Origin of the sequence: Pseudomonas sp. PSB11 (assembly GCF_014596605.1) — a bacterium.
In the GTDB taxonomy this organism is placed as follows: domain Bacteria; phylum Pseudomonadota; class Gammaproteobacteria; order Pseudomonadales; family Pseudomonadaceae; genus Aquipseudomonas; species Aquipseudomonas umsongensis.
In genome coordinates, this window is record NZ_NOIO01000011.1 from 1 (window position 1) to 14,209 (window position 14,209).

General features: G+C 60.3%; 8 protein-coding genes. 4 read left to right on the top strand and 4 right to left on the bottom strand.

All coding sequences use genetic code 11. From position 1 onward, the window contains the following. Positions 1-274 precede the first annotated feature (274 nt). The 4 genes from pgm to CGA21_RS14810 all read right to left on the bottom strand — a co-directional run bounded on the left by pgm (position 275) and on the right by CGA21_RS14810 (position 6,580). Positions 275-1,921, bottom strand: coding sequence for a phosphoglucomutase (alpha-D-glucose-1,6-bisphosphate-dependent) (gene pgm / locus CGA21_RS14795; RefSeq protein WP_188264481.1), 1,647 nt, complete (start codon positions 1,919-1,921; stop codon positions 275-277). 121 nt (positions 1,922-2,042) lie between these two features. Then, positions 2,043-3,443, bottom strand: coding sequence for a PLP-dependent aminotransferase family protein (locus CGA21_RS14800; protein WP_188264482.1), 1,401 nt, complete (start codon positions 3,441-3,443; stop codon positions 2,043-2,045). Positions 3,444-3,510: 67 nt separating this feature from the next. Continuing rightward, positions 3,511-4,989: a hypothetical protein gene (locus tag CGA21_RS14805; protein ID WP_188264483.1), complete on the bottom strand. Its 1,479-nt coding sequence runs from the start codon at positions 4,987-4,989 to the stop codon at positions 3,511-3,513. Between the two features lie 568 nt (positions 4,990-5,557). Beyond that, the gene (locus CGA21_RS14810) at positions 5,558-6,580 is read right to left on the bottom strand and encodes a zinc-dependent alcohol dehydrogenase family protein (protein ID WP_110747410.1); all 1,023 of its coding nucleotides are present in this window, start codon (positions 6,578-6,580) and stop codon (positions 5,558-5,560) included. A gap of 269 nt (positions 6,581-6,849) precedes the next feature. Here CGA21_RS14810 and CGA21_RS14815 point away from each other — a divergent pair, with 269 nt between their 5' ends. The 4 genes from CGA21_RS14815 (at position 6,850) to CGA21_RS14830 (ending at position 13,998) form a co-directional block, all read left to right on the top strand. Further along, on the top strand, positions 6,850-7,767 hold the full coding sequence (locus CGA21_RS14815) for a LysR family transcriptional regulator (protein ID WP_020797109.1): 918 nt from the start codon (positions 6,850-6,852) through the stop codon (positions 7,765-7,767). Between the two features lie 313 nt (positions 7,768-8,080). After that, entirely contained in the window at positions 8,081-9,334 is a 1,254-nt protein-coding gene (gene mexE, locus CGA21_RS14820) for a multidrug efflux RND transporter periplasmic adaptor subunit MexE (RefSeq protein ID WP_020797110.1), read from the top strand. Between the two features lie 15 nt (positions 9,335-9,349). Further along, a complete protein-coding gene (locus CGA21_RS14825; protein WP_110747413.1) occupies positions 9,350-12,538 on the top strand; it encodes an efflux RND transporter permease subunit in 3,189 nt (1,062 codons plus the stop codon). Further along, complete coding sequence (locus CGA21_RS14830; RefSeq protein WP_110747416.1) at positions 12,538-13,998, top strand: efflux transporter outer membrane subunit; 1,461 nt, start codon at positions 12,538-12,540, stop codon at positions 13,996-13,998. The genes CGA21_RS14825 and CGA21_RS14830 overlap by 1 nt, the downstream gene beginning before the upstream one ends. The last annotated feature ends 211 nt before the right edge of the window (positions 13,999-14,209 follow it).

Genomic DNA, 14,209 nt, shown 5'->3' on the forward strand with positions numbered 1-14,209 from the left:
TCGACTTGATCGACGACCGACAATTTAAAAGTCAGTGTGTAATCTCGTTGACTGCGTTTTGTGCCCGTATCCATTGCACCTTCCTGATAAGAAGCCAGAAGGTGTAAACCTTATTCAGGACGAAGCACGAACAAAAAAAAGGGCGACCGTGGAAGGTCGCCCTTTTTTATTTGGCTGGAGTACATCGGTGTTCATGCTGCCTTCTTCGCGGGCAAGTCGGATCGCCCCCCGCTCGCTCCTACAGACACGTGACGCCCGCGAAGACCGCCATCAATCATTTCGCACTAATAGCGCCATCTACGAGGGTCTGGGCCTCAGCCACCAACTGCTTGAGGTGGTCGTCGCTGATGAAGCTTTCCGCGTAGATCTTGTAGATATCCTCGGTCCCCGACGGGCGCGCCGCGAACCAGCCATTTTCGGTCATGACCTTAAGGCCGCCAATGGCCTGGTCGTTACCCGGCGCATGGCTGAGAATGCTCTGGATCGGTTCACCCGCCAGTGCAGTCGAGGTGACCTGATCCGGTGACAGCTTGCTCAACAGGGCCTTTTGTTCCGGGTTGGCCTTGGCATCCACCCGTACCGAGAACGGCTCGCCCAGTTCATCGGTCAGGGCCCGGTAGGCCTGGCTTGGGTCGCGACCGGTACGAGCGGTCATTTCAGCCGCCAGCAAGGCCGGGATCAGCCCGTCCTTGTCCGTGCACCAGACGGTGCCGTCCTTGCGCAGGAACGAAGCCCCCGCGCTTTCTTCGCCACCAAAGCCCAGCGAACCGTCGAACAGGCCATCGGCAAACCACTTGAAGCCCACAGGCACTTCGTACAGGCGGCGTCCCAGGCGTTTGGCCACACGGTCGATCAAGCCGCTGCTGACCACGGTTTTACCCACCGCGGCATCGGCTCGCCAGTGCGGACGGTTCTGGAACAGATAATCGATCGACACGGCCAGGTAGCTGTTCGGCGCCAGCAGGCCGCCCGAGGGAGTCACGATGCCATGACGGTCGTGATCCGGGTCGCAGGCGAAGGCCACGTCGAAGCGCTCTTTGAGGCCAATCAGCCCCTGCATCGCGTGGCTGGACGATGGGTCCATGCGAATCTGGCCGTCCCAATCGACGGTCATGAAGCGGAAAGTCGAGTCGACCTGCCGGTTCACCACGTCCAGGTCCAGGCGATAATGCTCGGCAATCGCCGACCAGTAGCGCACGCCTGCACCACCCAGCGGGTCAACGCCCAGGCGTAGCTTGGCATCACGAATGGCGTCGAAATCGATCACATTGACAAGGTCGGCGACATAGGTGTTGAGGTAGTCGTGGCGATGGGTGGTGCTGGCCTTCAGCGCCTGCTCGTAGCTGATGCGCTTGACCCCGGCGAGCTTGTTCGCCAACAGTTCGTTGGCCTTGGCTTCGATCCACTTGGTGATGTGGGTATCGGCCGGGCCGCCATTGGTCGGGTTGTATTTGTAGCCCCCGCTTTGCGGCGGATTGTGGGATGGGGTGATGACGATGCCATCCGCCAGGCCAGAGGTACGGCCGCGGTTGTAGCACAGGATTGCATGGGAAACCGCTGGGGTCGGCGTGTATTCGTCACCCTCGGCGATCATCACCGTCACGCCATTGGCCGCCAGCACTTCCAGGGCACTGGCACCCGCCGGCGTGGACAATGCGTGGGTGTCGATGCCGACGAACAAAGGGCCATTGATACCCTGGGCCTCGCGATACAGGCAAATGGCCTGGCTGATCGCCAGGACGTGCCATTCGTTGAAACTCAAGTCGAACGAGCTGCCTCGGTGCCCGGACGTACCGAAGGCCACCCGCTGGGTCGAAATGGCGGCGTCGGGTTGGCCGGTGTAATAGGCCGTGACCAGTCGCGGGATGTCTACCAACAATTCTGCCGGTGCCGGTTTGCCCGCAAAAGGACTGAGTGTCATGCAATACCTCTGGAATAGAGTTCAGGTGTAGAAGCGGAGTTTACTGGCAGTTTGACCTTAGCGCGATGCAGTTTGTCCAGTGCTCGATGGAATCGTTCCATTGGCATCATTTTGCAACGGCTCAATCAACGGCTTCGAGGCGCAAGGCATCCCCCAACAAGCCCAGCACGGCGGCCAGTTCCTGGTCGCTACCAAAGCCGTGGCTCAAGCGCAAGTGTTGCCCATGCAGGCCTTGCAGACTGAACAACTCGCCGGGCGCAACGACCACCTGTTGCCTGAGCAACCGCTGGAACACCCGGCTCATATCGACCTGGCGCAACGAACGCAGCCAGATCGTCGCCCCGCCCTGGGGCTCGACGAACTGCAGCGCGTCGCCCAGGCGCTCCTGGAGCATCCGGGCCATTTGCTCCTTGCCGTCCTTGAGGCGTCGGCGCAGCACCTGCAGGTGTTGATCGATGCGACCGTTGCTGTACAAGCGGGCGATGGCTTTCTGGCGAATCGGCGACAAGCGAAAGGCGCGCAACAGGAATTGCCGTTGCAGCTCGCTGCTCATATGGCGCGAGAGCAGGTAACCATAAGGGGCTTCCGGGCCGATGATCTTTTCGAACGTGGAAAACACCATCAAGCGCTCCGGGGCCAACAGATCGCGAAATCGCCGCTGATCGGGCTCAAACCCGAGTTCGCCATAACAATCGTTTTCCAGCACCCAACTGCCATGCCGCTCCAGCAAGGTCGCGATCACTTGCCGGTTCTCATCGGGTGCCCTGCTGCCTCGGGGCATGTTCAGCCCTGACGACACCACCACCAGTCGTACCGGCTCGGCTTCCAGCAGGTCCCGAAGGCACTTGTCGTCCAGGCTACCGTCGCCCAGCAACGGCCATTCGATCACCTTCACACCGGCTGCCTGGAACAAGCGCAGTATCGCCCAGTCACAGGGCGACTCGACGACCACCGCGGCATCCTTGAGCGCCAGCACGACGATGAGGATTTCCAGCACGCCGCGAAGGTCGGCGCCAATGTAGACATCATCGGCATGCCAGCAGCGCACCGCAGAGGTGGTATAGCGCGCCGCCAATGCGGTACGCAGCTCCAGTTCACCACAGGGCTGCGCACACGGCTGTGGCTGGCGCGGGTATTGTCGCAGCAGTTCCCTTTCCAGCAGCAACAATGGGCTGTCGAGCGGTTGCAGCAAGGCCGGCTCATCCGCACTCAGGACCAGCATGGTGGGCAGACGGGCGTTGACATACACACTCTCGAGCAAGTCGCTGCCATCGTAGAGCGTGCTGGCGGGGGCAACCGGCAACGCGTAGTAACCGGACTTGGCCACCGAATACACCCGCCCCTCCTTTTCCAGTAGCGCATAGGCATACTGGATGGTCGAGATCGAAACGCTCAGGCGCTCGGACAGTTCACGCAAGGATGGCAGACGTACCCGGCTATCGCTCACGAGCTCGCTGATCAGGCAGGTCAAGTATCGGTAGACCGACTGATAGGCGAAATCGGTTTCTCGTTGTCCTTTCATGGCAGGGGATCGCTTGCGTGGTGGTAGCGGTCACGCTCACTCGAAGAGTTCGGCAACATGCGCACGCTCAACGCCCTGTCGACCGTTCACCGGTCACCGACGCCTCGTCGCTTGCCTGCTCGGGTTCCGATACATGGCTGTCGGGCGGGCTCATCGACTTGGCCTGCTGCACCAACGGTTGCATGCGATACAAATTGCCGACCAGGCTGACAGGCAGGCCGCTGACATCGACTATCCACTGCAGGATCTGCTCCGCGACCGGATGCCCCTGCATGGCACGATGTAATTCAGGCATGGCCACGAGCATGCCTGGGTGACACTGGCGCAGAAATCGCTCCAGTGACGCACCCTGCCCGATAAAAGGCGCAAACAGCAGGCACACCCATTGCGCCTCGTTCAGGCCAAAGCTCTGATAAGCCTCGTCGGCGATCAGTGCGCGCTGGCCAGCCAGCTTGCAGGGGTTGCCATACGCGCTGTCCGCCCGTTCACATAAGCGCTCCGATAGCTGGTTACGCCGCATCATCACCAAGGCGCGCTGCAGGTAGTGTGTTACACCTGCCAAATACGTGCTGCCCTGGACGAAGCAGGATTGCAAACCCCGCAAGTGCGCCGAGACCGCCACGCTGACATATTGATTTTCGCCAAGTTGAGCTGCCAGTTCATCGGGCTGATACCCGAGAAACTCAGTCAGTAGCGGCCAACGCTCTTCAAGCTGGCTGACCAGCACGTCGTGGATATCGATGTAGGTCGTGCGACGGCAGGCCTCAAACTGTTCTGCCGGACGCCAGGCTTCCTGGCCGTAGCCCTCATAAAAAGCCTGGTAACAGTCGCTGCCAAACTCATCAAGCAACATGAACAACCCGCCGTAATCCGCCTCGTGACGGTTCGACGTCGCCAGGCCAGCCTTGGCGGCCGCGCGCTTGAGCCCTTCGATGAACCGCTTCTGCTGGCGCGGTGGATCGCCACTGACCAAGGCATCGACGCCATTGTTCCAGCGGGCGATCTGACCATGGAACTCGCCAGTGGCCAAATAACTGTCGTCCCACAGCTCAAGCGGTCCGTCCACGACGCCACGATGGCCGATCAGCAACAGGTTCATGCGGTTGGATTCACGTGCGGCGCGCGAGACCGGCGCGCGGTGATCGAACGCCAGCACTTCCCTGTTATCAACCATCAGAACATCGACCCGGGGATCGTCGTAGACGAACAAGGCGTTGTAGCTACGATGGATGTTATCCAGCGCCAGCTGGCTCATGCCATTGAGCCGCAGGGTCGCCAACCGCAGCTTGAATGTCGTGGGCGCCCGGGTGGCGATTGTCAACTGTGCGGCACGCAGCAGTGCCAGGGTGTAGCAACTGTCGCGCGATCCGCACTGGACCGCCAATACCTTGTAGTCACCAATCCGATCCATTCCTCCGGCAGCCACAGCCAGGCGCTGGATCAACAACTGCAACGCCGTGCGCTCGGCGCGTGAAAAAAAACTCAACAAGCGTTGCAGCACTTGTTGATAGACATTATTCATCGCCTGATCATGGATATGGCTCATTTCTATTTACCTGATATTCAAAAGTTCGACACAACGCAAACAACTTCACGCATAGCGCAAGGAATGCCCGAAGGGAGATTAATTACTGAACTTTATTACCAAATGCTAACAATAAAGTTTTTTGTCATCATTTGAAATAATTGATCGCTACAGGCCGGGCGGGCCTGCAAGGACTGGCGTACAGCAGTTTGGCGGGGGTTTGTTGCGATTGCCTTCGGGATCCTAGGAAATTTCCGACAGCGTCCCACAGACATTTAATACAAAAAATGAGGAAAGTAGCTTCTCGTAATAATGTGCCGACCACGCAGAAAATCACTAGTTGTCGAACATGCGTCAACGACGCGCACTGAAAAGTGTCGGCAAGATACCTGGCCATGACTCATTCCTTGAGATGAAAGTAATCATGCAATTATCAGTACTTGGATGTTGATTAGAAGCTACAGATCGAGAGCAAAAACCGGTTCAGTTGCTGAACCGATCCACCTACAGGCCGGTGGAACGTCTCATGTGGGGAGGCAAAGCGCTAAAAACGCAAGAGTCCGTGCAGGCACGGACTCTATTGCAGGGGTCAAGCAGGTTCGACTTGCAGCGCAACCCTTTCGCGGCATGGGCATTCGTCCATGTAGCGGTGCGCTTCGACAAACTCGGCGAATGGGAAAACCCGGGTCTTGAGCGGCAGCAGCACGCGATCGGCGGTCAGTTGGTTGATGTCACGCAAGGCACGTTGCAGCGCGACCTGGTCCTGAATGATGCCCAGTTCCGGCTTGCCGGTGAAATTGCCGATGCAGTGCACGAAGAACTGAATGTTCTTCTGGAACGCCGCACACGCCGGGAACGGTGTCTGGTTACCGCCCTGCAGGCCGTACAGCACCAGGCTGCCGCGGGGCGCCAGGACATCGCCGAGCAACGACATCTGCGGGCCACCCAAACCATCGAACACCACGTCCACACCGCGGTTGTCGGTGATCTTGTTGATCCGCATCAACAGGTCTTCTTCCTCGGTGACGATGACTTTCTCGGCACCCAGCGACAGCAGGTATTCACGCTCCTCCGCAGTTTTGGTCGCGGCGATCACTCGTACGCCCAAGGCTTTGCCCAGTTGCACGAACGAAGGGCCGGCGCAGTGGCTGGCGTCCGTGACCAGGGCGAATTGCCCGGGCTTGACCCGCGCCAGGTCGACATAGCCAAAATAGGCAATCAACAGCGGCGTGTAATGCACGCTGGCTTCGATCGGGCTGAGCACGTCCGGGTAACGCGTTACCGACGAACGCGGCAGAACGATCAGTTCGCCGTAGACCGGATAATCGTTGGGGCTTTGGGCCGGGAAACTGGCAACCTTGTCACCGACCTCCAGGTCATCGACACCCTCACCGACGGCTGTAACGACACCGGCCATTTCCTGGCCGATACCGGCAGGCAGGCGAGCGTGGGATGACGCCAGGTTCTGGCGCCAGAGGGTGTCATACCAGCTGATGCCAATGGCTTCGACGCGCACCTGCACTTCGCCCGGAGCAGGCAGAGTCGCCGCATGCTCTTCGCATTTGAGCACCTCGGCTGGACCAAACTTGTGAAAACGGATCGTGCGGGACATCGCAAACCTCGCCAATTGAACCTCTAATGCCTTGAACTCTAGCTGGGCTTTTAACCCAACACTATCAGTGGCTATTAATAGTCGACATGCCTGTCATTGATTCCGCAGCTGCAGCAACCTCGACAAATGTCGTAGGAAACCAGAGCAGCCGGTGTGGGAAAATTGAATTACTCGGTGCAGAGTACCAGCCTTTCCCCGTAATATTCCTGCTGGCCATTGTTCCCATATGGCCGCTCACGTCAAGTTTGCTGACTCTGCCAGGACTCAAGATGAATCGTAATGACCTGCGTCGTGTCGACCTGAACCTGTTGATCGTGTTCGAAACCCTGATGCACGAACGCAGTGTGACCCGCGCCGCGGAGAAGCTGTTCCTCGGCCAGCCCGCCATCAGTGCGGCGCTCTCGCGCTTGCGCGGGCTGTTCGACGACCCGTTGTTCGTGCGCACCGGCCGCAGCATGGAGCCGTCCGCACGCGCGGTCGAGATCTTCGCCCTGCTCTCCCCGGCCCTGGATTCGATTTCCACCGCCGTCAGCCGTGCCGCCGAATTCGACCCCGCTACCAGCACCGCAGTATTTCGCATCGGGCTGTCGGACGACGTCGAGTTCGCCCTGCTGCCCATGCTGCTCAAGCGCCTGCGCGCCGAATCGCCGGGGATCGTGCTGGTGGTGCGACGGGTCAACTACATATTGATGCCCAATTTGCTGGCCTCCGGAGAAATCTCCATTGGCGTCAGCTACACCACGGACCTGCCAGCCAATGCCAAGCGCAAAGTATTGCGCCGCAGCTCGCCAAAACTGCTGCGCGCCGACACCGTGCCCGGGCCCTTGAGCCTGGACGACTTCTGCGCGCGCCCCCATGCACTGGTGTCGTTCGCCGGTGACCTGAGCGGCTTTATCGACGAAGAACTGGAAAAGCTCGGGCGCAAACGTCATGTGGTGCTGGCAGTGCCGCAATTCAACGGGCTGGGCACACTGTTGAGCGGCACCGACATTGTGGCCACCGTGCCTGACTATACGGCCGATGCGCTGACGGCGGCTGGGGGGGTGCGAGCTGAAGATCCACCGCTGCCGGTGCGCAGCTTTGAATTGCACATGGCGTGGCGTGGTTCCCAGGACAATGATCCGGGGGAGCGTTGGTTGAGATCGCGCATTCAGATGTTTTTTGGGGATCCGGATAGTCTGGCCTGATCCGATTGATGTATCGAGGCTGATAGACTCTTCGCGAGCAGGCTCGCTCCCACGGCATTGCTTAAATCTAATGTGGGAGCGAGCCTGCTCGCGAATGGCCGCGACTCGATCCAAAGCAGACCATTGCCAATCTGGAAACACACAATTGCCATCAACCGGGTTGATCACCGCTTGACGCAAGGTGCAGGCTAGAGAGCTGGCCGGCTCTCTCCTATCATTCCGAATGATAGTTACCTTCGCCCCATTCGATTCGTGCGATACAACCCTGCCGAGCATCATTCGCCAAATCTTAAATACATTGGCGGATGCATCCATGGAACAGTCACTCAAACATTTGCGCTTGCCGTTGGCCGTGTTGGCCGTAGTGGTGATGAGCGCTTGCGGCAAGACGCCAGAGACTGCCGCTACCCCTTCCGCGGCCAAGGTCAGCGTGGCCAAGGTGCTTGAGCAACCGGTCAACGAATGGGATGAATTCACGGGGCGCCTTGAAGCGCCGGAAACCGTAGAGATTCGTCCACGGGTATCGGGCCAGATCGATGAAGTGACGTTCACTGAAGGCGCCTTGGTCAAGAAAGGCGACCTGCTGTTCCAGATCGATCCGCGTCCGTTCCAGGCCGAAGTCCGTCGCCTCGAGGCCTTGGTGGCCCAGGCCCGCGCCAATGCCACCCGCAGCGAAAACGAAGCCCAGCGTGGCGAACGCCTGCGCACCAGCAATGCGATTTCCGCCGAGCTGGCCGATTCGCGCACCAGTGCAGCCCAAGAGGCTCGCGCCGCGGTCGGTGCCCTGCAAGCGCAGCTTGATCTGGCCAAATTGAACCTGAGCTTCACCCGCGTCACCGCCCCTATCAGCGGTCGCGTCAGCCGTGCGCAAATCACCGCCGGCAACCTGGTGACAGCGGACACCACCCCGCTGACCAGCGTGGTTTCTACCGACAAGGTCTACGCCTACTTCGATGCCGACGAGCGCGTGTTCCTCAAGTACACCCAGCTCGCCCGCCAGGGCAAACGCGGCGCCACCACCCCGGTGTACATGGGCCTGTCCAATGAAGACGGCAATCCGCACCTGGGCCAGATGAACTTCGTCGACAACCAGGTCAACCCGAAAACCGGCACCATCCGTGGTCGCGCCGTGTTCGACAACAGCGACGGCAGTTACACGCCGGGCCTTTACGCTCGCCTGAAACTGGTGGGCAGCGGCACCTACAACGCCATGTTGATCAACGATGAGGCCGTGGGCACGGACCTGGGCAAGAAGTTCGTACTGGTGATGGATGCCGACAACAACACGGCTTATCGCGCCGTGGAGCTGGGGCCGAAAATCGAAGGCTTGCGCATCGTGCGTAACGGCCTGAACACGGGCGACACCATCATCGTCAAGGGCTTGCAGCGGGTACGCCCGGGGTCGCCGGTCACTCCTGAAGTGATCCCGATGGCCAGCGAGCAAACCCTCGCGGCCCTGGCCCAACAACGACAAGCGCTGGAAGCCAGCAACCTGCCACAAGTCGCCCCTGCCAGGGTTGCGCCGGGTGCGGTTGTGAAAGTGGCTGCTGCGACCCCACGCGGTTAAGGGATAACGACTCCGATGAATTTTTCCCAATTTTTCATTTCACGGCCGATCTTCGCCGCGGTGCTGTCGCTGCTGATCCTGATCGCCGGTGCCATCTCGCTGTTCCAGCTGCCGATCAGCGAATACCCGGAAGTGGTGCCACCGACCGTTGTGGTCCGTGCCAACTTCCCGGGTGCCAACCCCAAAGTCATCGGTGAAACCGTGGCCGCTCCCCTGGAGCAAGCGATCACCGGCGTCGAGAACATGCTGTACATGTCCTCGCAGTCGACTGCCGACGGCAAGATCACCCTGACCATCACCTTCGCCCTGGGCACGGACTTGGACAACGCCCAGGTGCAGGTGCAGAACCGCGTGACCCGCACCGAGCCGAAACTTCCCGAGGAAGTGACGCGCATCGGTATTACCGTGGACAAGGCATCGCCCGACCTGACGATGGTCGTGCACTTGACCTCGCCGGACAAACGCTACGACATGCTGTACCTGTCCAACTACGCAATCCTCAATATCAAGGATGAGCTGGCGCGCCTGGGCGGTGTCGGTGATGTGCAGCTGTTCGGCATGGGCGACTATTCGCTGCGCGTGTGGCTCGATCCGAACAAGACCGCTTCGCGCAACCTGACCGCCACCGACGTGGTCACCGCCATCCGTGAGCAGAACCGCCAGGTGGCTGCCGGTGCCTTGGGTGCGCCGCCTGCACCGAATGCGCAAAGCTTCCAGTTGTCGGTCAACACACAGGGCCGCCTGGTCAGTGAGGAAGAGTTCGAGAACATCATCATTCGCTCTGGCGACGATGGTGAAATCACTCGCCTCAAAGATATCGCGCGGGTTGAACTGGGCTCCAGCCAATACGCCCTGCGCTCGCTGCTGAACAACCAGCCGGCGGTGGCGATCCCGATCTTCCAGCGCCCGGGTTCCAACGCGATCGAGATCTCCAACGAAGTTCGGGCGAAAATGGCCGAACTGAAGAAGAACTTCCCGCAAGGCATGGATTTCAGCATCGTTTATGACCCGACGATCTTCGTACGCGGCTCCATCGAGGCGGTGGTCCACACCCTGTTCGAAGCGCTGATCCTCGTGGTGCTGGTGGTGATCCTGTTCCTGCAGACCTGGCGCGCCTCGATCATTCCACTGGTGGCGGTGCCGGTATCGCTGATCGGTACCTTTGCCGTGATGCATCTGTTCGGTTTCTCGTTGAACGCGCTGTCGCTGTTTGGCCTGGTGCTGGCGATCGGTATCGTGGTGGACGATGCGATCGTGGTGGTGGAAAACGTCGAGCGTAATATCGAGCTCGGGCTGACCCCGGTCGAAGCCACCAAGCGCGCCATGCGTGAAGTGACCGGCCCCATCATTGCCACGGCGCTGGTGCTGTGTGCGGTGTTTGTTCCGGCAGCGTTCATCTCCGGCTTGACCGGCCAGTTCTACAAGCAGTTCGCCCTGACCATCGCGATTTCGACGGTAATCTCGGCCTTCAACTCCCTGACCCTGTCGCCCGCCCTGGCCGCTGTGTTGCTCAAGGGCCATGACGCGCCGAAAGACCGTTTTTCCAAGGTCCTGGACAAGCTGTTCGGCGGCTGGTTGTTCCGTCCGTTCAACCGTTTCTTTGAAAAAGCCAGCCATGGTTATGTCGGCACCGTTGCCCGCGTGATTCGTTCAAGCGGCATCGCCCTGCTGCTGTACGCCGGCCTGATGGTGCTGACGTTCTTCGGTTTTTCCAGTACCCCGACCGGTTTCGTACCCGGCCAGGACAAGCAATACCTGGTGGCGTTCGCGCAATTGCCGGATGCGGCGAGCCTGGACCGCACCGAAGACGTGATCAAGCGCATGTCCGACATGGCCCTGAAACAGCCTGGCGTGGAAAGTGCGGTGGCCTTCCCTGGCCTGTCGATCAACGGTTTCACCAACAGCCCGAACGCCGGCATCGTGTTCGTGACCCTCAAGCCGTTCGATGAGCGCAAAGATCCGAGCATGTCCGCCGGTGCGATTGCCGGTGCCTTGAACGGGCAGTTCGCCGGGATCCAGGAAGCCTACATGGCGATCTTCCCGCCGCCACCGGTACAAGGCCTGGGCACCATCGGCGGTTTCCGCCTGCAGATCGAAGACCGGGGCAACCTGGGCTACGAAGAGCTGTACAAGGAAACCATGAACATCATCGCCAAGAGCCACAACGTTCCGGAACTGGCCGGGTTGTTCACCAGCTACACGGTGAACGTGCCCCAGGTCGATGCCGCCATCGACCGGGAGAAAGCCAAGACCCACGGCGTGGCCGTCAGCGACATCTTCGACACCCTGCAGATCTACCTGGGTTCGCTGTATGCCAACGACTTCAACCGCTTTGGTCGAACCTATCAGGTCAACGTCCAGGCCGAACAACAGTTCCGCCTCGAATCCGACCAGATCGGCCAACTCAAGGTGCGCAACAACAAGGGCGAAATGATCCCGCTGGCGACCTTCATCAAGGTCAGCGACACCTCGGGCCCCGATCGCGTGATGCACTACAACGGCTTCATCACCGCTGAAATCAACGGTGCCGCAGCCCCGGGCTACAGCTCCGGCCAGGCGGAAAAAGCCATCGAAAAACTGCTCAAGGAAGAACTGCCCAACGGCATGACCTACGAATGGACCGACCTGACTTACCAGCAGATCCTGTCCGGCAACACCGCCCTGTTCGTGTTCCCGCTCTGCGTACTGCTGGCGTTCCTGGTACTGGCGGCTCAATACGAAAGCTGGAGCCTGCCACTGGCGGTGATCCTGATCGTACCGATGACCCTGCTGTCAGCCATTACCGGTGTTATTGCTTCGGGAGGCGACAACAACATCTTCACCCAGATCGGCTTGATCGTACTGGTGGGACTGGCCTGTAAGAACGCGATCCTGATCGTCGAGTTTGCCAAGGATAAACAGCTCGAAGGCATGAATCCGCTGGCTGCGGTGCTTGAAGCCTGCCGCCTGCGTCTGCGGCCAATCCTGATGACCTCCTTTGCGTTCATCATGGGTGTGGTACCCCTGGTGTTCTCCAGCGGCGCCGGTGCCGAGATGCGTCACGCCATGGGTGTGGCCGTGTTCTCCGGGATGCTCGGGGTGACCTTTTTCGGCCTGCTGCTGACCCCGGTGTTCTACGTACTGATCCGCAACTTCGTCGAACGTGGTCAAGCGCGCAAAGCGGCCAAGGTCTTGAAAGTGCAATCGCAACTGGAGTCGCATTAATGAGTCTGAAAGCCTTTCTGCCGAGCCTGTTGGTACTGGCGCTGAGCGCCTGTGCGGTCGGCCCGGACTACAAGTCCCCCGCCACCGAGCCTGCCAACATCACCGCGGCCACGCAGGGCGCAGCCGGCCAGAAGAACTTCGACCGTTCGCGGTTCGAAGGCATCTGGTGGCAGCAGTTCGAAGACCCGACCCTCAACCAGTTGGTGACCGAGTCCCTCAAGGGCAACCGTGACCTGCGTGTCGCCTTCGCTCGCTGGAAAGCGGCCCGGGCGATCCGCGATGACGTCAGCAATGACGCCATGCCGACCATCACCAGCCGGGTCAGCAGTGACTTGGGCAAAGGGCAGATTCCTGGCGAGACCACCGACCGTGTCAACAGCGAACGCTATGACCTGGGGCTGGACATGGCCTGGGAGATCGACCTGTTTGGCCGCATCCAGCGCAACCTGGAATCGGCGAATGCCGAGCAACAGGCACTCGAGGCTGATCTGTACCAGCTGCAAGTGACCATGATTGCCGAACTGGTGGACGCCTATGGCCAGCTTCGCGGTGCACAACTGCGGGAAAAAATTGCCCTGGCCAACCTGAACAACCAGCAAGAGTCGCGCAAGATCACCATCAGCCTGCGGGATGCCGGCGTCGGCGACCAGCTCGATGTGGAACGTGCCGATGCGCGCCTGGCTTCGGTCGAAGCCAGTGTGCCGCAGTTGCAGGCCGAGCAGGTGCGACAGAAAAACCGCATCGCCACCCTGCTCGGCCAGCGTCCGGACAAGTTGGCCGTGGACCTGAGCCCCAAAGACTTGCCGGCGATTGCCAAGGCCCTGCCGATTGGCGATCCCGCCGAACTGCTGCAACGCCGTCCGGACATCCTCAGTGCCGAGCGCAAACTGGCGTCGGCCACGGCGCGTATCGGCGTGGCTAAGGCTGACCTGTTTCCACGGGTGAGCCTCAGCGGCTTCCTCGGCTGGACCGCCGGACGTGGCTCGCAGATCGGCTCCTCGGCGGCCAACGCCTGGGCACTGGGCCCGAGCATCACCTGGGCGGCGTTTGACCTGGGCAGTGTAAAGGCCCGCATACGCGGCGCCGACGCCGATGCCGAAGGCGCCCTGGCGACCTACGAGCAGCAGGTGTTGCTGGCCCTGGAAGAATCGGAAAACGCCTTCAGCGACTATGGCAAGCGCCAGCAGCGACTGATTTCGCTGATTCGCCAGAGCGAATCGAGCCGTTCTGCCGCCGACCTCGCCGAGATTCGCTACCGCGAGGGCACCGCCGACTTCCTCGTGCTGCTCGATGCCCAGCGTGAACGCCTGGCGGCCGAAGACACCCAGGCCCAGGCCGAAGTCGACCTGTATCGCGGCATTGTCGCGATCTACAAGGCCCTCGGTGGCGGCTGGCAACCAGAGACGGTTGTAGGAGCGAGCATGCTCGCGAAAAACCCGAGGGCGCCGTTGGGCACCTGATTTAACGCATTGTCGTCAGAACGCCGCCCCGAGCAATACAGAGCTCCTTTGGTTGGCCGCAACCAACCAATTCTTTGCCCCGCGCCCCATTCGGTCGCGGGGCTTTTTTTACCCATCCAGCAGACAACACCCCACTGTAGGAGCTGCCGAAGGCTGCGATCTTTTGATCTTGCTTTTCAAAATCAAAAGATCGCAGCCTTCGGCAGCTCCT

What these genes read in the sequence shown, in the direction of transcription:
- pgm (WP_188264481.1), bottom strand. Translation starts at nt 1,921, where the DNA reads ATGACACTCAGTCCTTTTGCGGGCAAACCGGCACCGGCAGAATTGTTG.
- CGA21_RS14800 (WP_188264482.1), bottom strand. Translation starts at nt 3,443, where the DNA reads ATGAAAGGACAACGAGAAACCGATTTCGCCTATCAGTCGGTCTACCGA.
- CGA21_RS14805 (WP_188264483.1), bottom strand. Translation starts at nt 4,989, where the DNA reads ATGAGCCATATCCATGATCAGGCGATGAATAATGTCTATCAACAAGTG.
- CGA21_RS14810 (WP_110747410.1), bottom strand. Translation starts at nt 6,580, where the DNA reads ATGTCCCGCACGATCCGTTTTCACAAGTTTGGTCCAGCCGAGGTGCTC.
- CGA21_RS14815 (WP_020797109.1), top strand. Translation starts at nt 6,850, where the DNA reads ATGAATCGTAATGACCTGCGTCGTGTCGACCTGAACCTGTTGATCGTG.
- mexE (WP_020797110.1), top strand. Translation starts at nt 8,081, where the DNA reads ATGGAACAGTCACTCAAACATTTGCGCTTGCCGTTGGCCGTGTTGGCC.
- CGA21_RS14825 (WP_110747413.1), top strand. Translation starts at nt 9,350, where the DNA reads ATGAATTTTTCCCAATTTTTCATTTCACGGCCGATCTTCGCCGCGGTG.
- CGA21_RS14830 (WP_110747416.1), top strand. Translation starts at nt 12,538, where the DNA reads ATGAGTCTGAAAGCCTTTCTGCCGAGCCTGTTGGTACTGGCGCTGAGC.